Source organism: Bacteroides sp. AN502(2024), from assembly GCF_041227145.1.
Classification (GTDB): Bacteria; Bacteroidota; Bacteroidia; order Bacteroidales; family Bacteroidaceae; genus Bacteroides.
Map to the genome: position 1 here is coordinate 353,425 of NZ_JBGFSP010000003.1, position 15,390 is coordinate 368,814.

Here is a 15,390-nt window from a genome sequence, read left to right on the forward strand (position 1 = left end):
TTAAAATGGCATTATATGATAGGGACAGGCTCACGGAATTTCACCTTGAACCGTCCGGCATGAACCCCCTCTTTCCAGATATAGGTCAGGGGCGTGAACTTCGTGCTGTCCGAGTATTTCACGTGCAGCGTCAGATCAAGCTGCGGGAAGCTGATGGCTATCCATCCCCCGTTGCCCTGTTTCAGGAAATTGATGAATGCAAAATAGTTCTTCAACCATCCTGCCTGCGTCTTGTTGTACAGGGCGAAGCAGAGCGTCACGTCCCGCGGCTCGTTCCTCGGGGTCAATGTGGAGGAGTATTTTTCGCCCTGTTCTTCCCTTATGTTGACAGCCGTGTCCTTCTTCGCCTTACTCGGCGTCAGTATCGCCGTCAGGTTATCCATACCGCCGCGCTTCTCCTCGGCAAGGAACGCTCCGTATTCCGTCCAGATGTCCGTACCGTTCATCAAAACAAGTCCGCTCAATATCTTGTCCATGTCACTTCACTTTTAATCCGTCACGTATGATTTTAACCATGTTTTCCGCTATCTTTTCCAGATGCCCCGCACTTTTTCCGGTGTTCTCCTCAATCTTCGCCAGATGGTTCTCGGCGGCGTTCATCTTCTCCGACACGTTCTCCATCTTCTCGTCCATGCTGCTCCAGTGCTGCAGCCCACTCGTGAACATGCCTTCCAGCTTGGTGCCCTGATCCTGCGTCATGGCGGAGAAACCGCCGGCTTTCGCGCTTTGGCTCGTTCCTCCGTCTCCGTCCGGGTCATAGCCTGTGGCGGCGGCCAAATTGTCGCGCAACTTGATAGCCTCGTCCACGTACTTCATGTATTCGTCCGCCAATGCCTTGCGCTCCGCTTCCGTCAGGTCGTTGTCCTCCATCGCCTTGCCGAACTTCTCCCACCATTCCTTCAGCTTGTCGCTGTACATCTCGCCTATCTTATTGGAAAGCATCGCCCGCATGAAGTATTCAGAGATGTCCTCGGCTGCTGCCTTGGCATCGTACTTCATATTCATCAGGTTGTCAATGAAGCTGCCGTACATGCCATCGAACGAGATACCGGTTAACCCCTCGTACAGCTGGTTGGTCAGTTCTTCAAGTTTCCCGGCCTGATCGATATAGTCATCCAGCTTTTCCGCAACACTGCCGCCATAACCGCCCTTACCGGTATTCTTTATCTTCTCCCACATATCGACATTTGAACGCAGCATTTTCATTTCCTCCGGGCTCAAGTCCCATAAGCTGCCGTTCCACTGACGACCTATTTGCTGGCTCAGACGGTTTTTCTGCTCATCTGAAAAGTCGCTCCAATAGTAATTGAAGGAGTGATGGGCGCTGTGATATCCGGCCTGCGCCTGCGCCATTTGCAGGTAGTTGGCGTTCGTCTCCTGCTGATATTTATAAGCGTCCCGGTAAGCCGCCACGCTCTTCGTGCCCTTGCTCGCCTTGATTTCGTCCGTAAGGTCTTCGATGGCGGTCTGCAGCGTCTCGTTGCGGTCGGTAAGCCGGTTGATGGTCTCCTGTACCTCTTTGGCGTTGCTGGAGTCGAACCACGAGGAAAAACCGCCGAAGGTAATGGCGTCAAATATCCCGCTGACACCGTTGACTATGGATTTGCCGATGGTCGCTAACAAGTCACCAGACAGGACATCGGAGAGGATGCCGCTCACGGCGTTGAATACGGCATCGAGTATTCCGCCGATAACGATGCTCAGTCCGTCCTTGAACAGGTCGATAATTTGCACGATCCAGCCGATAATAGGTACATCATCTAAGGCGTCAGCCACTTTACCGAAGGCTTTTCCGAGCTTGCCTCCCATCTTCTCTGCCGAATTGCCGAACTTGATGAGACCCTCGTAAGCCCCGCTCAGGCTCCCCGAAGCGATTTGCCGCAAGCCGTCCACCACACCGTCCATACTCGACTTGAGCGTGGCAGCCGTGTCGGTCATAGCACGCTGCGCCTCGGAGGCTACAGCCTGTATCGATGACACGTTCTCGGCGGCGGCATCGGCTTGTCGCTGTGCCGTGTCAAGGGCTGCTTTGGAGAGGTCCTGCTCCTCCTTCGTGCCGGACTGCACGGCTCGGATATAATTCTGTTGGGCTTTGGAGAGGTCCGTATAGGTACTTTCGTAATCGTCCTGCGCTTTTTTTAGGTCTGAAAGGCTTTTCTGGTAAGCGGTAATCTCTACGCCCAGTTTCTTAAAGCTGACTTTGTCCGTACCACCCAGAGTCTGTTCCATCTGCCGGATAGCACTTACCAGTGTCTCCTGACTCTCGTGGTCGGCGTTACGGAACTCGTCTGTCTGCATATAAGCCTTTGCCTTCTCCACTTCCGGGGCTATGAGGTCATGGAACATACCGCCGAACTCACCGAAGACCACGCTCCAATCGATATTCGCCTTCAGTTCCTGCGCTTCCACACCGGCAAGGAGACTGTCACGCTCCACACCCAGATAACGCTTTTCACTCTCGGAAGAGGCTTTCCGGATTTTCTCGGCATATTCTTCGGTTATGGCGAGCTTCTGCTGCTGGTACGTCCCGTAGGCACGGAGATGTTCCTGAATGACAACAAATTCCTCCCGGTACGCTTCCGCAACGGCTCTTTGCCGCTTGGCCTCGTTCAGTTCATTGGCGTTGTTGATGGCTGACTGCTGCTCATCCGACAGATCCCCGCCACGGCCTGATTCCTTATTTTTCCGTTTCCAATCGGATTTCTGCTTATCGATTTCATTCTTCCGGGCCTGATAGTCGTTGTCTATCTGACGCAATTTCTTCTGCAGGCCTTCATCCATAGCCTCTATCTCGGCGGCATCGTTCTCGCGTTGCAGTTCCGCAAGTTCCTGTCCCAGTTTCTCGGACACCTGCTTGCGCTTCTCTGCTTCACGGGCGGCCTTCTCCGATGTCTTACGGATTCTTTCCGCGCCGCTGTCCGTACCAGGCTTCACCTTGTCGTATTCCTTCTTGGCGGTGTCCACCGCGTCTTTCAGCTCTTTCGCCTTCTTCTCAAACTCCTCCCGTGTCAGGTCGTTGGAGGTATCCTTGATGAAATCATTGTAGGCTTTGAGAGCGGCTTGGTATCTTTTCCGGGTGGAAGCGACCCAGTCGGAACTGGAATCCGTCGGAAGGTTACGCCGGTTTCGTTCGGATTCCAGCTTGTTAAGCTGGTATTGCAGCTCATCACGGGAATAGGTGCCGGTCAGGTTCTTGTCCCCGTATGTTATCTTGCCGTACTTCTTCTCCTGCATCGTCATCCGCGCAAGCAGGGTCTCGCGATGCCTGATTTGTTGCGCAAGGGTCTCGTTACTTACACCGGTCAGGTTCTCGAAATAAGCGTTCACCTCGTTCTTGCGGATTTGATCTTTCAAACCTTTGCGCTTCCCGTACAGGTTCTTTAGTTCCGCCTCTTCATCCCTTGTACGTGCGGATTTCAGGACATTGCGCGCCCTGTGCCGCCCGTAACTGTCCTGATAGTATTCGGTCGCCCATCTTGTCTTGCCTTCAAGTTCCTTTATCCTGTCTTCCACGCCTTTCAGTTCATTGGCAGGATTCGTGATGGATTTTCGTCCGTCGAGCGCGGCTATCTCCTCCTTGATTTTCTTGATGTTTTTCAACTTCTCGTACTCGGTGTCGTATTTGGCGAATATATCCGGGTATTTCTGCTCCAGCCTGTTCAACGCCTCGCGGCGTGTGTCCGTACTGACCGCCTCGTCCCCGGCGATGGAGCACAGCTCCTCCATCTTACGCCGGTGTTCCTCCTCCGCCTCTATGACTTTCTGCTTCTGCGCCTCGTAGGCTTCCTCCGCCTCTTTCAGACGCTCAGTTTCTGTCTTCATGCTCACCATTGCGGCCACCACCCCGGCAATGGCGGTAGCTACCAATACATACGGGTTGGCAAGCATGGTGGCGTTGAGCATCTTCTGCGCCTTCTCCACCAACAACAGCCAGTTGTAATGGAGCATCTCGGCGGCGGTGGCCCAGCTCTTTGCGGCAGCCACGGTCATGACGGCAGTCCTGTAGACGCCGTAGGTGCCGACAAGACCAAGCAGGATACGCCCGAAACGCTCGTAATGCTCGATAACGTATGAAACACCGGAAAGGGTCGTGTTGATGACGCCTTCGCTCCGCTGTCCAAGTTCGTTGAACATCATTGAGATGGCGTCCTCAATATTACTGATCTGCCCGGTGATGGTCTTGCTCTGCGCTTCCATAAGGCCACCGAACTTGCCGCCCTCGTCAGTCAGGTTCTCTATCACTTTCTGCACCTCCGGGAAGCCGACCTTACCGGCTTCCACAAGTTCCTTCACCTTGCTTTCGGCCACACCGAACTGCTTGGCAAGCTCGCCTATCATCGGGATACCGCGCCCGGTAAACTGATTCAGGTCTTGTGTATAGAGCCGTCCTTGCGCCATCGTGGTGCCGTACAAATACACAAGGTCGTTCAACGGCATGGAAAGTCCGGCGGCAATGTCGCCCAGCCGGATAAGGGTTTCGTTCACTTTCTCCGCCTCGAAACCATAGGCGAGCAGTTGCTTGGCACCCTGTGCCACATCTTCCAGTCCGAACGGGGTCGTGGCCGCGGTACGTGTCAGCTGCTGCATCAGCGCGTCAGCCTGCTCTGCGCTGCCGAGCATGGTCTTGAACGCCACCTCCAACTGCTGGAACTCGCCGCGCACGGTGGCAATCTTCGACACGAGCTCTTTCATGGCGAAAGCGGAAGCCAAACGGCCTATGGTCTTCTGCAGGGACTGCCCGCTCTTATCAAGCTCCTGCACTTGCCGGTTGGCCTGCGCGGTCTTACCCGTCATCTGCTCCATCTTGTTCACGGCCTTGTCAAGCCTGGCGCTCAACTTGTCGACCATGAGGAATTCTATTCGTACCGGTTCCATTTACTTCAATTTACTTCAATTTACTTTGATAAAATCCTGCTATCTCCCGTGCCTCATCCTCTGCGCTTTTATCCGTTTTCTCCCTCACATAGCGGGGAGCATCGCTCAACATCATGATCAGCGTCTGGTAGTTCACACCGTTCAGGATGTAATCCACGCTCCAGCCCGTGGCGTCCGCTATCTGCCACACAAACCCGAAAGGGCTATGGGAGCCTTCGTAACGGCTCTTTAACTCCCCTTCCTTTTTTGGCTCAGTCTCAGCTTCATCGGATTCGTCATCTCGGCTGATCTGATAATAGGTATAAAAGGGTCCGTGCCCATCAAGCTCACAAATCGCTTGACGGCCCCCACGAGGTACTGCTGCTCCATGAAGTTGCGCACGAACCATGCTGTCGGCCAAAGAAGCAGGTGACGACTCCACCACCCGCGACATATCGTGTAGGCAATCATGCGGCCGAGTTCTTTGCCATGCCAGGCAATGAAATTCATCTCTTCCTCCTTTCCGAAGTTCCACATCTGCTCGCTCGTGACTCCAAGAGACAAATATGTCCGGGCAAAACGGATCTGCCCGGACAAATAAGGTCGTTTCATGGTCACGCGCAGCACCACGGGATTCTTCCTGAACGGGAGGCGAAACGCTTTCAAGGGAACGCTCACGCCCACGTCCAGCAGGGCATCCGCCCCTTCTCGCTGTATCTGCTTGATGACATTCTCATCCATAGGCTATGCTCCTGTCTCCTCCGGGGTATCAAACACTTCATAAGGAGCACCACCGTCCTCTGGCATGTTCGCCGTAAGCTGGCACTCTATCTTCGACACTTCCGTCAATGTCAGTTTCCCGCCGAGGTTTGCCATCATCGTGGCATTAGCCATACGCACGGTCTGCCCGCTGACCAAGTCTATCTCGCACTTATCACGCAGCTCCACAAGGTTCGTGGGGGCTTTCCATCCCGTGTACGCACCAGTAGTGCCCACGAGTGTGCCTCCCAAGGCGAGATGCAGGTTCTCGTAGTCCAGCTGGATAAGATTGAAGGTCGGCGATATGGTGCCGTTCTTCTGCATCAGTGTCAGCACGGGAGCCGTCGGCACCTGCTCCGCTTCCACGTTTGTCTTCTCCGGTTTCGTGCCACCCCAGTCCCAACTGCCTTTCTCGATGTAGCCGATTACCTTCTCGCCGAAGCGCACCTCGCCGATGCCGTACATGAATTTCTTATTCTTTGCCATTTTGTTTCTTGATTTTTATGGTTATTACTATGCCGGCAAAAAGTCCGGCCGTCAATGCTGTTAATATCTTCCACCACACGCACATGGGTTTCTTCTCCTCCTTCACTTCCTCTGTCCGGCTGTCAAGGGCCGCCTTGTACTCGCCGACCTGCCGTTCGTAGTATTCCAACAACCTCTGTAGGCTGTCGCACGAGGCGTACACCACGATGGTACCCGCTTCCGCGCCTTTACTTACGTCAAGGTTCGCCCGACCGCTTCTCACGTGGTACGACGCGCCAGCCGGAAGATCAAGGAGGCTGTCCGTCTTCAGGGTCAGGCTCACTTCCGACATCGGTACAGGCACCATCGCCACACGACGCACCTTGTTCACGGTGCTGTCCCTTGCCTCTGTCCGTACCACCTCTTTCGCAGCCACGGTCTTTCGGCTGCTCGCGCAACCGGTCAAGGACAGGGCAACCGTCACGATGCTCGCAACTATTAGCACCATCAAGTGCCTTCCTGAGACGGGCCATCTCGCGTGTGTTGCGGGCCAGTTCCTTCTTCGTTTCCACAAGTTCTTCCTTTGTCTCATTGAATTCATCTTTCAAAGGTTTCACGATATTGTCCACGAGGATGCGGGTGGCATGTTCGGCGTTGTCTATGCGCACCGTCTCGGCATCGGCCTCCGCCTTCACTGCTTCCGCTTTCGCTTTTCTGGCGGTCGAACGCAAAGTAACGATAGTCCCTATAAGCCCGCCGCCGAGAATGATGTTCAAGATTTCACTGAGTTCCATGCCACTCGCTTTTTTATTGGTTTATACCTATTGATTTCAACCACTTCTGCACATCGAAACTCGGACAGGCTTTTGCTGCCAGTTCGTTGTGCCCGATGATTCTCACTTTCGGAAATCGCTTGTGAAAATCCTTCACATAGCGTTCCAATGCCGTCCGTTGGGCGTTCGTGCGCGTGTCCTTGGCTGTTTTTCCGTCTTTGGAACATCCGCCACTGTAAACCACATGACGACTCACCGAATTATAACCGGCTGCACCGTTGGTTATCTCCCAGTCGTCCACCCAAGCGTCCTCGTTGTTGCCCGCAAGCCGCTCCACCGTCCCGTCCAGATGGAAAAGGTCGGTGTAGCCCACTTGCTTCCAGCCACGTCCGCCCTTGCTCACGGGAGAGGTGTGCCAGCGGCGGATGTCCGCAGCCGACACCTCACGTCCCTCCGGGGTGGCGGTGCAGTGGATGACCAGATATTTCAGTTCACGCCTTGCCATACGTTACGCCGACTGGTATCCGCTCATCATCACCACGCCTGCGTCCGCTTTTTTAAACATGCAGATGAAGTAGTGGCGGAAGTTAATCTTATTGCGCTGGTATTCCGGGTCCTTCTGGGCCTCGCTGAAATACATCTTCGTGCTTCCGGTGGCCTTGAACACACGGGGTGTGTAGAAAGCGAACGAGCACTGGAACTCCCCGGCCGCGGCTGCAGCTCCGACTGCCTTCTTCTTTCCCGCGGTGGTGTACACGGGGTTGTTGCCATACTCGTAAATCTGGAAGCCGTACAGGTTGCCCACCTTGCCGGTATTGCGGTCGATGTTGTACTGCTCGCGGAACCGCTGGTCCACAAGGAGCAGGTCGTTCACGTGATCCGGGCACAGCACCAACCTACGGTTCCCGGAAGGCACTTTCAGTTTGTCCAGAGCACGCTTCATCTCCACGAGGTCGTTCGGGGTAAGTCGCTTGCGTCCCGTCTCCGTATCGGCCTCGCCGCTCGTCTTCAGCACTGGGGTCTTGGCCGTGTTCTCGGTCGCGCACAACGCGTGTGCCGCCTTGGCGAATTTCGCATCGTTGATGGCGTTTCCGTGGGCCTCCTTCACACGCGCCATCTTGTCGTAGCTGATAGCGTACAGCTCATCGTCCGTGATGGGTGTTACTTTTGACTGGAACTTGTCAAGGGAGATGGCGATGTCCTTATCGTCCAACGCCTGCAAGGGTATCGGGTAGGTCGTGTTGTTGATAAGTACGTCAGGATCCACGCCCACCTCCACAAGGTGGATGACATCGTTGTTGACGATGCTCGACTGGTCGGGCACTCCGTCCAGCCACGAGCCCTCAAGTCCGCTCCGCAGGACTTTCACCAGTTCGCCCGTCCAGATTTCCGTGTAAACACCGGCACGCAGCACGGGTGCTTCCTGACACCCCATGCCCATGAGGACACCCACGGCATTCATACCTATTGCGCCGACTTCGGGCGAGAAACCGACCGCGGCGGCAATCGTGGCTCCTGTCACCGTGTTAAACAGGAGCGCGGTTAAAAGCATTACGATTTTGCTCATTTCTGTTTGGTTTTAAGGGTTGATACTAAATTTCGCATTCCATGCCGTACTCGGCCTTATACAGACGCTTGTACTCGTCCGGCTGTTGTTCACGCATTTCCGCGAGCTTGTCGCCGGGAACCTCGCTCAACTTGGAATAGGTGACTGTTATCTCCGGCTTCGCGGTTCCATGCTGTCCGAGGATGGTCGAGAGTTTCACCTGTGGTGACATGGCTGCGAATACTGATGAGAGCTTTTCCGCACCGATTTCCTTGCCGAGGCTGACGAACTCGTCTTTCTTGTCGGCCCCGATACGTTTCTCTCCGATGGCTTTCTCCACAAGCGATGTGATGCTTGCCAAGGTCAGCACAGCCTTTTCCTTTTGGAGTTTCGCATTCTCTTCCTTGGCCAGTTTGAATTCACCGAGCTTTTCTGCTATCTCGGCATCTGTCGCCGTCTCCGGCAAGCCCAGTTGAAGGGCAATGGCTTTACTTTCCATTTGATGTTCTTGTTTTAAGGGTTTATTATTTGTCAGTTCCGGCAAAGGACACTCGCCGTCCCTGCCTAATGTGATTCGTTTGCCGTCCTTTTTCAGCACGAGGGCGTCATCGTTGGCGCCGATGTCCACCACCGAGACCTCGAATAGTTTGCTTTTGGTGATGGTCGGACTGGTCTGCCCGGCCACGAGATACTTGCTGTCCTCACTCAACTCTATGATGTCAAGCCCGGCACTGACCATCTTCAGGCTGCCGAACTCGAACTGTCTCTTGCAGCGTTTGCTCAACTCCGTAGCCTCGTCGAACACCAGCTCGCCGGTCACCTCGTCGTTCTCCACTTTCACGTCCTTCACGTAACCTATCACGTTGCCGCGCTCGTGCATGTAGAGCAGCACCGGATTCCGGCAGTATTGCTCCACGTTCATGCCCGCCGTCAGGACGCGTGTCCCGTAACTGTTCAGGCTGTTGTTTGAAATGCGTACTCGTTTGCTCATTACTCTGTTTTTTTGCGTTTCGCACTGCAATATTACTGGCTAATCCACTCTCCGCCAAAAAAGTATGAAACCATTGCACACTTCTATGAAACCGCTGCACTGTTTTTTGGCAAACGCCGCGAAACACGGCAATTTTGCATCTGCGACACCGTGTATGCAGGCGTTTTCAACGCCTGCTATGTGTAACTATAAACTTTATCATATATGACAAAGGCAGAAACAGAGAAAAAGAAATCACTCGCCAAGTCACTGTACATGGCGGGCATGGAGCAGCAGGAGATCGCCGAGAAGGTGGAGGTCTCCCGCGTCACCGTTTCCAAGTGGTGTAACGCCGAAGGGTGGAAGGAGGCAAGGGCGGCGAAGAACGTAACACGCCCGGAACTGGTCAACAAGCTGCTGCTCACCATCGACACGCTCATCACGCAGGTCAATGAATCCAATGACCCGACGCTCATCGCCGGACTGGGCGACAAGCTGGCCAAGCTGTCGTCCGTCATCGAGAAGCTCGACAAGAAGGCAAACGTGGTCGACGCCATCGAGGTGTTCATGGCGTTCTCCAAATGGATAGAGTTCCGCTCGTCCATAGACCCGGAAGTGACACCAGAACTCATCAAGGCGATCAACAAGTACCAAGACCTCTATATCACTGAACAGATGGGAATAAAGTAGTATGGCAACGGCAGCAGAGAAAAAACAGGCTTACGAGCAATGGAAGGAACATTGCAAGCGAATTCAATCCATCACGAACACCGCATTGCTCGCAAACGAGCCCCCGGCTGAGCGCGACAGTCGCATCGCCCGGCTGCGGTCCAACTACGCCGCCTTTTGCGAGTATTACTTCCCGCATTTCCTCACGCTGCGCGACAAGACCACCGGCGAGGTAATACGGACTATCCACAATGCACCGTTCCACAACGAGGCGGCACGAAAGATACGTTCCACGCCCGACCTCAAAGCGGTGTTCATGTGGCCGCGCGGCCACGCCAAATCGACGCACATGGACATCTTCGTCCCCCTGTGGCTGATGTTCCAGACAAAACGGCTCATCAGCTTCATGGTCGTGGTCGGAAAGAGCGAGGACAGCGCCGTCCGCCTGCTCGGAGACATACAGGCGGAACTGGAACATAACCAGCGCATCATCGCCGATTTCGGGAAACAGCGGGCGTCGGCATCGTGGCAGGAGGGCGAGTTCAAGGCGGCAAACGGGGTAAAGTTCCTCGCTTGCGGGCGCGGGCAATCGCCCCGAGGGTTACGGGACCGAGAGGCACGACCGGATTACATCGTCATCGACGACCTCGATGATGACGAGCTATGCCGCAACGAGAAACGCGTGCATGACCTCACGGACTGGGTGAAGGAGGCACTCTTCGGTTCGCTCGACGTGGGACGGGGACGCTTCATCATGGTGGGCAACCTTATCAGCAAGACCTCCGTACTCTTCAATATCTCGCGCACGAAGGGCGTGTTCCTCTCCAAAATACAGGCGGTGGACAAAAACGGCGAACCGGTATGGAATGAGAAGTGGACGAAAGAAGAAGCGCAACTCTACCGGGACTTCGTGGGATACCGGGCATGGGAGAAGGAGATGATGCACAACCCCATTGTGGACGGAACCATCTTCCGCGCGGACTGGATACGCTACAAGAAAATATCCAAGCTCGCCAAATACGACATGCTGGTATGCTACACCGACCCGTCGTTCAAGTCAACCACCTCCAACGACTACAAGGCATGCCGCCTGTGGGGAAAGCTCGGGACGGAACTACATCTCATCGACTGTTTCGTGCGCCAGGCAACCGTAGGCGAGATGGTACGCTGGCTGTATGACCTCTACGAACGCACCCGTGATACTGCGGCCGTATCATTCTTCATGGAAGCGAACTTCATGCAGGACGTCATACTGGACGAGTTCGCCGTGGAGGGCAACCTGCGCGGCTACCAGCTGCCCATCATGCCGGACAAGCGAAAGAAGCCGGACAAGCTCCAGCGCATTGAGGCGGTCAGCCCGCTATGGGAGCGTGGGTTCGTATGGTACAACGAGAAGCTGAAGGATGCGCCGGACATGCAGGTGGGCATCGAGCAGACGCTGGCATTAGAGCGCGGAAGCCGGGTGCATGACGATGCGCCGGATGCGGACGAGGGAGCGATATGGATCCTGCAACGGAACACGAGACAGGAGAGTTTTCAACCGGTGTTCGGCAAAAGGCCGACCGCCAAAAATATATGGTAATCATGATTCAACTTATCAAACGTATCATCTTCGCTTGGCACTTCAAACGTGCCGTCAAGAGGGCGAACAAACTGTCCCGGCTGTTCGGGATGAAGTATTTTGTGATCAGCCTGAACGGGGGACTGAAGGTCGTACCGAAACAGACCATCCGGGAACTGGTGGCAAGACACCGTTTCCGTAAAGGCGTGACGGTCGCCGATATTGAAAAGAGGGCATTGTACATCGCGGACGGAAGGAGGATGCCATGTTCATAACGGAAGAGGATTACAGAGTGGTCATCGGGGATGCGGCACTGAAGGTCATATCGCAGGTCAGCGAGGAAAACCGGGCGAACGCCGAGGCGGAGGCAAGGGAGGAGATTTCCGGCTACCTCCGCCCAAAATACGACTGCGGGGCGGTGTTCGCCGCGGAAGGTAACGACAGGAACCGGCTTGTCGTCATGTACACCTGCGACATTGCGCTATACCACATGAGCGCGGCCATGCCGCAGAAAATGGGAAGCGAAATAAGGGAGGAACGCTACAAACGGGCCATCGAATGGCTGGAGAGTGTACAGGCGGGCAAAATAATCCCTGATCTCCCGCTTGCCGTGGACGGGAACGGGACACCGACCGGGGACACGTTCGTGTACAGCTCCCAGACGAAACTCAGGCATAACTGGTAATACTATGGATATAAGGAATTTTTTCAGCGGCATTTTTCCGCAGAAGACGGGGAACATGCTGCATACACCACACGGGGACTTCAATCTCGCGAAGGAGGAAGACCGCAAGCGGATGCGGAAGATGGTCATCGAGCTGCAGCGCACGACAGACGCGCTCACGCGCAAGGACATCAAGGACTGGCGCGATGCATGGCAGATGGCCATCAACGTGGACAGCCCCAACAGGCAACGCCTGTATGACATATACAGGGATGTGGAAATCGACCTGCACCTGTCCGGATGCGTCGAGCAGCGCAGGGGCTTCGTCATGGCAAAGTCATTCAAAATCGTAAACGAAAAAGGGGATGAGGACGAAGAGGCATTACATTACTTCGACCAGTCTTGGTTCAAGCAACTGCTGCGCTATGCGCTGGAGGCGAACTTCTGGGGACACTCGCTCATCGAATTGGGCGAACTCACCACGGACGGCGACGGCTGCCTGTGCTACTCCGATGTCACCCTGCTGCCGCGCAAGCACGTCATACCGGAATACGGGCGTGTCATCACCGACCTCGGACAGGACTGGACTACCGGAATCAATTACCGGGAAGCCCCGTTCTCATACTGGCTCATCGAAGCCGGACGCCCCGATGATCTCGGACTGTACCTCAAGGCCGCTACGCAGACCATACCCAAGAAAAACATGCTGGCGTTCTGGGACACCTTCGGGGAGATTTTCGGGATGCCCATGCGCATCGCACGGACGACCTCACGGGACAAGAAGGAGATAGACCGGCTCGACCGTATGTTACGGGAAGCCGGGGCAAGCCTCTCGATGGTTGCCGGACAGGACACGGAAATCGAGTTCGTGGAGAGCGGGAAAGGGGATGCATACAATGTCTATGACAAACGTATAGACCGGGCGAACTCGGAGCTGTCGAAGCTCGTCATCGGGCAGACCATGACCATAGAGGACGGCAGCAGCCTCTCACAGTCTGAAACGCACCTTGAGGTGTTCCAGAACCTCGTGGAAAGCGACTGCGACATACTGCGCGACATCGTGAACAACCAACTCATCCCGCGCATGGCACACCACGGTTTCCCGGTCAAGGGACTGCGATTCGAGTGGGACGACGCAGTGGACTACACACCGGAGCAGCAGAAGGCTTACGAGGAGATGGTCCTGCAACACTACAAGGTCCAGCCACGGTATTTTGAGGACAAGTATGGTATGCCGTGCGAGGAAAAGCCGGAACCGGCCATACCATCGGGAGGAAACGACGGCAACGGCGAAGAGAAACCAAAGGACAATAAAAAACAACGGAACGCCCTGTCCCGTTTTTTCGACTGAGCCCCTCCGACTACGAGGGGCTGCACCGACGTTATGCCGAATGGCTGGGAAATACGCCGCAGCCGATGCTGCTCTCCAAAGAGCGGGAGGATGAAGTCCGCAGGGAACTATCATCGCTTTTCGAAGGCATGATGAAGACACTGTACTCGCAGGGCGGCTCGGAATTCCGTATCGAGGTGATTGCCGAACCGAAGGTGCAGGAGTTTATAGAGGCGCACGCCTCGGTGTTGGATTCCGGGTTCCGACAGGTGGAGATGTCCGAGGCCATGCGGCACCGGCTGACACGCTCCGATTACATTTTCTCTGGCATGAAGACGTTTCATGAACTGAACGAGGCGTTCCCGTCCCTGCTGGACGAGAACGGGAAAAGAAAACCGTTCGAACGGTTTTTGAACGATGTCCGTAAGATAGACGAGACATATAATTCCAACTATCTCCGGGCGGAGTACAACTTCGTGCAGTCATCCGCTGAAATGGCGGCCAAGTGGGAACAGTTCGCGGAGGATGGCGACCGCTATTATCTCCAGTACCGAACGGCTCATGACGGCAAAGTGCGACCGGAACACGCCGCGCTGCACGGGGTAACACTCCCCATGAGCGACCCGTTCTGGGAGGAATTCTACCCGCCGAACGGGTGGAACTGCCGCTGCACGGTAGTACAGGTGCGCAAGTCAAAATATCCGGAAACGCCGCACGACGAGGCGATGGCACTCGGAGAGGAAGCCCTGCAACGGGATTCAAAAGGGATATTCCACTTCAACGCCGGGAAAGAGCAGAAGACCATGCCGGACTACAACCCGTACACCATACGCCACTGCCGGGACTGCGACATTGCCAAAGGAAAAATCGAACTGGCATTTGTTCCGGATAACGAACTTTGCGCAGCATGCAAGTTATTGAACAGGTGTGCCGGGGACAGGACAAAGACACAGCGGGCAATCGAGCGAATCCACTACCTCCACGAGATGGAGCCGCTGCTAAAGAAATCCGTGATGAAAACCGCCGGGGACAAGAACCTGAACGTCGGATTCACGAAATACGGGAACAGCCACTTGTTTTCCGACACGTTCGGACGCTCGCACGTACTATCAAAGGAGGATTTGAAAGATTTGGGCGATGTACTGAGTGCGGCTTCATTCATGGAGGACTCACCGCTGACACATCCGAGAACGGACGGCATCGAACATTTCTACTATTTCAAAGCACAGATACGGGAGCAATGGGTAAGGCTGAACGTGGCAAAACAGGTTTATCACAGGCCAAGCGGACAGATTGAGATACGCTATTTCATGTACTCAATCAACGACATATAAAAAACGGAGCATCAAGAGCGGCTATTAGGTCTCAATTGCCAGTACGCCATTCTCTCAAAACTCCGTATGCAAAGGTAACAACAAAATTTCAAAACACATCAAGTTATGAACAAATTTATCTCTTTTCTTAAACAAAGTAACCGCTACAAGCACCTTGTGGGTGGTTTTATCGTCGGAATCTGCGCTTTATCTCCTTGGTGCGCACTGTACTCAGCCGCCGTGGTTGCCTCATGCCTTGAACTCAAGGATGTGCTGCATGGTTGCCGATGGGACTGCCTCGACTGGCTCGCCATGGTCGCCGGAGGAGGATTTGCCGCACTCTTATGGCTGTTTATCTGACTGTCTTTCAAATAAACGGCTTTTTATGAGTACCTTTGTACCCGGAAAGGCGGAGCTTCCCAATAGGCCGTGTGGTCTATCGCGGGTACAACAATGCGAATGCGAATGGCGGTGTGTCGAATGCGA

At 54.7% G+C, this 15,390-nt stretch carries 17 protein-coding genes; 7 read left to right on the top strand and 10 right to left on the bottom strand.

Annotation, left to right across the window (positions count from 1 at the left end; all coding sequences use genetic code 11):
* Positions 1-11 precede the first annotated feature (11 nt).
* From AB9N12_RS01415 to AB9N12_RS01460, 10 genes are read right to left on the bottom strand one after another with little or no spacing between them, the layout of a single operon-like run.
* Entirely contained in the window at positions 12-476 is a 465-nt protein-coding gene (locus AB9N12_RS01415) for a hypothetical protein (RefSeq protein ID WP_369889154.1), read from the bottom strand.
* A gap of 1 nt (position 477) precedes the next feature.
* Positions 478-4,875: a tape measure protein gene (locus AB9N12_RS01420; protein WP_369889155.1), complete on the bottom strand. Its 4,398-nt coding sequence runs from the start codon at positions 4,873-4,875 to the stop codon at positions 478-480.
* 10 nt (positions 4,876-4,885) lie between these two features.
* A complete protein-coding gene (locus tag AB9N12_RS01425) occupies positions 4,886-5,065 on the bottom strand; it encodes a hypothetical protein (protein WP_369889157.1) in 180 nt (59 codons plus the stop codon).
* Positions 5,066-5,103: 38 nt separating this feature from the next.
* A complete protein-coding gene (locus AB9N12_RS01430) occupies positions 5,104-5,595 on the bottom strand; it encodes a hypothetical protein (protein WP_369889158.1) in 492 nt (163 codons plus the stop codon).
* A 3-nt stretch (positions 5,596-5,598) separates the two neighbouring features.
* Positions 5,599-6,099, bottom strand: a complete 501-nt coding sequence (locus AB9N12_RS01435) for a hypothetical protein (RefSeq protein WP_369889159.1) — start codon at positions 6,097-6,099, stop codon at positions 5,599-5,601.
* Positions 6,086-6,430 (bottom strand): hypothetical protein, encoded by a 345-nt coding sequence (locus AB9N12_RS01440; RefSeq protein ID WP_369892903.1) that lies wholly within the window; start codon positions 6,428-6,430, stop codon positions 6,086-6,088. Before AB9N12_RS01440 ends, AB9N12_RS01435 begins: the two co-directional genes overlap by 14 nt.
* A complete protein-coding gene (locus tag AB9N12_RS01445; RefSeq protein WP_369889160.1) occupies positions 6,387-6,872 on the bottom strand; it encodes a hypothetical protein in 486 nt (161 codons plus the stop codon). Before AB9N12_RS01445 ends, AB9N12_RS01440 begins: the two co-directional genes overlap by 44 nt.
* 13 nt (positions 6,873-6,885) lie before the next feature.
* Entirely contained in the window at positions 6,886-7,356 is a 471-nt protein-coding gene (locus tag AB9N12_RS01450; protein ID WP_369889161.1) for an N-acetylmuramoyl-L-alanine amidase, read from the bottom strand.
* Positions 7,357-7,359: 3 nt separating this feature from the next.
* Entirely contained in the window at positions 7,360-8,403 is a 1,044-nt protein-coding gene (locus tag AB9N12_RS01455; RefSeq protein ID WP_369892780.1) for a hypothetical protein, read from the bottom strand.
* Positions 8,404-8,443: 40 nt separating this feature from the next.
* Positions 8,444-9,388: an HK97 family phage prohead protease gene (locus AB9N12_RS01460; protein ID WP_369889163.1), complete on the bottom strand. Its 945-nt coding sequence runs from the start codon at positions 9,386-9,388 to the stop codon at positions 8,444-8,446.
* Positions 9,389-9,592: 204 nt separating this feature from the next.
* Between AB9N12_RS01460 and AB9N12_RS01465 the strand changes: the two genes are divergently transcribed.
* From AB9N12_RS01465 to AB9N12_RS01495, 7 genes are all read left to right on the top strand, one after another.
* A complete protein-coding gene (locus AB9N12_RS01465) occupies positions 9,593-10,057 on the top strand; it encodes a terminase (protein WP_369889164.1) in 465 nt (154 codons plus the stop codon).
* Between the two features lies 1 nt (position 10,058).
* On the top strand, positions 10,059-11,618 hold the full coding sequence (locus AB9N12_RS01470) for a hypothetical protein (RefSeq protein ID WP_369889165.1): 1,560 nt from the start codon (positions 10,059-10,061) through the stop codon (positions 11,616-11,618).
* 2 nt (positions 11,619-11,620) lie between these two features.
* On the top strand, positions 11,621-11,872 hold the full coding sequence (locus AB9N12_RS01475; protein WP_369889166.1) for a hypothetical protein: 252 nt from the start codon (positions 11,621-11,623) through the stop codon (positions 11,870-11,872).
* Complete coding sequence (locus AB9N12_RS01480) at positions 11,863-12,282, top strand: phage protein Gp36 family protein (RefSeq protein ID WP_369889167.1); 420 nt, start codon at positions 11,863-11,865, stop codon at positions 12,280-12,282. Before AB9N12_RS01475 ends, AB9N12_RS01480 begins: the two co-directional genes overlap by 10 nt.
* 4 nt (positions 12,283-12,286) lie before the next feature.
* Positions 12,287-13,612, top strand: coding sequence for a DUF935 family protein (locus AB9N12_RS01485; RefSeq protein ID WP_369889168.1), 1,326 nt, complete (start codon positions 12,287-12,289; stop codon positions 13,610-13,612).
* Between the two features lie 128 nt (positions 13,613-13,740).
* Positions 13,741-14,925: a phage minor head protein gene (locus tag AB9N12_RS01490; protein WP_369892781.1), complete on the top strand. Its 1,185-nt coding sequence runs from the start codon at positions 13,741-13,743 to the stop codon at positions 14,923-14,925.
* A gap of 105 nt (positions 14,926-15,030) precedes the next feature.
* Positions 15,031-15,264: a hypothetical protein gene (locus tag AB9N12_RS01495; protein WP_369889169.1), complete on the top strand. Its 234-nt coding sequence runs from the start codon at positions 15,031-15,033 to the stop codon at positions 15,262-15,264.
* Positions 15,265-15,390 lie beyond the last annotated feature (126 nt).

Bases quoted from the DNA above. Each gene is read 5' to 3' on its own strand.
- AB9N12_RS01490 (WP_369892781.1), top strand. From the start codon at position 13,741: ATGATGAAGACACTGTACTCGCAGGGCGGCTCGGAATTCCGTATCGAG.
- AB9N12_RS01465 (WP_369889164.1), top strand. From the start codon at position 9,593: ATGACAAAGGCAGAAACAGAGAAAAAGAAATCACTCGCCAAGTCACTG.
- AB9N12_RS01470 (WP_369889165.1), top strand. From the start codon at position 10,059: ATGGCAACGGCAGCAGAGAAAAAACAGGCTTACGAGCAATGGAAGGAA.
- AB9N12_RS01435 (WP_369889159.1), bottom strand. From the start codon at position 6,099: ATGGCAAAGAATAAGAAATTCATGTACGGCATCGGCGAGGTGCGCTTC.
- AB9N12_RS01440 (WP_369892903.1), bottom strand. From the start codon at position 6,430: ATGTCGGAAGTGAGCCTGACCCTGAAGACGGACAGCCTCCTTGATCTT.
- AB9N12_RS01445 (WP_369889160.1), bottom strand. From the start codon at position 6,872: ATGGAACTCAGTGAAATCTTGAACATCATTCTCGGCGGCGGGCTTATA.
- AB9N12_RS01460 (WP_369889163.1), bottom strand. From the start codon at position 9,388: ATGAGCAAACGAGTACGCATTTCAAACAACAGCCTGAACAGTTACGGG.
- AB9N12_RS01480 (WP_369889167.1), top strand. From the start codon at position 11,863: ATGTTCATAACGGAAGAGGATTACAGAGTGGTCATCGGGGATGCGGCA.
- AB9N12_RS01475 (WP_369889166.1), top strand. From the start codon at position 11,621: ATGATTCAACTTATCAAACGTATCATCTTCGCTTGGCACTTCAAACGT.
- AB9N12_RS01450 (WP_369889161.1), bottom strand. From the start codon at position 7,356: ATGGCAAGGCGTGAACTGAAATATCTGGTCATCCACTGCACCGCCACC.
- AB9N12_RS01420 (WP_369889155.1), bottom strand. From the start codon at position 4,875: ATGGAACCGGTACGAATAGAATTCCTCATGGTCGACAAGTTGAGCGCC.
- AB9N12_RS01415 (WP_369889154.1), bottom strand. From the start codon at position 476: ATGGACAAGATATTGAGCGGACTTGTTTTGATGAACGGTACGGACATC.
- AB9N12_RS01495 (WP_369889169.1), top strand. From the start codon at position 15,031: ATGAACAAATTTATCTCTTTTCTTAAACAAAGTAACCGCTACAAGCAC.
- AB9N12_RS01430 (WP_369889158.1), bottom strand. From the start codon at position 5,595: ATGGATGAGAATGTCATCAAGCAGATACAGCGAGAAGGGGCGGATGCC.
- AB9N12_RS01455 (WP_369892780.1), bottom strand. From the start codon at position 8,403: ATGCTTTTAACCGCGCTCCTGTTTAACACGGTGACAGGAGCCACGATT.
- AB9N12_RS01485 (WP_369889168.1), top strand. From the start codon at position 12,287: ATGGATATAAGGAATTTTTTCAGCGGCATTTTTCCGCAGAAGACGGGG.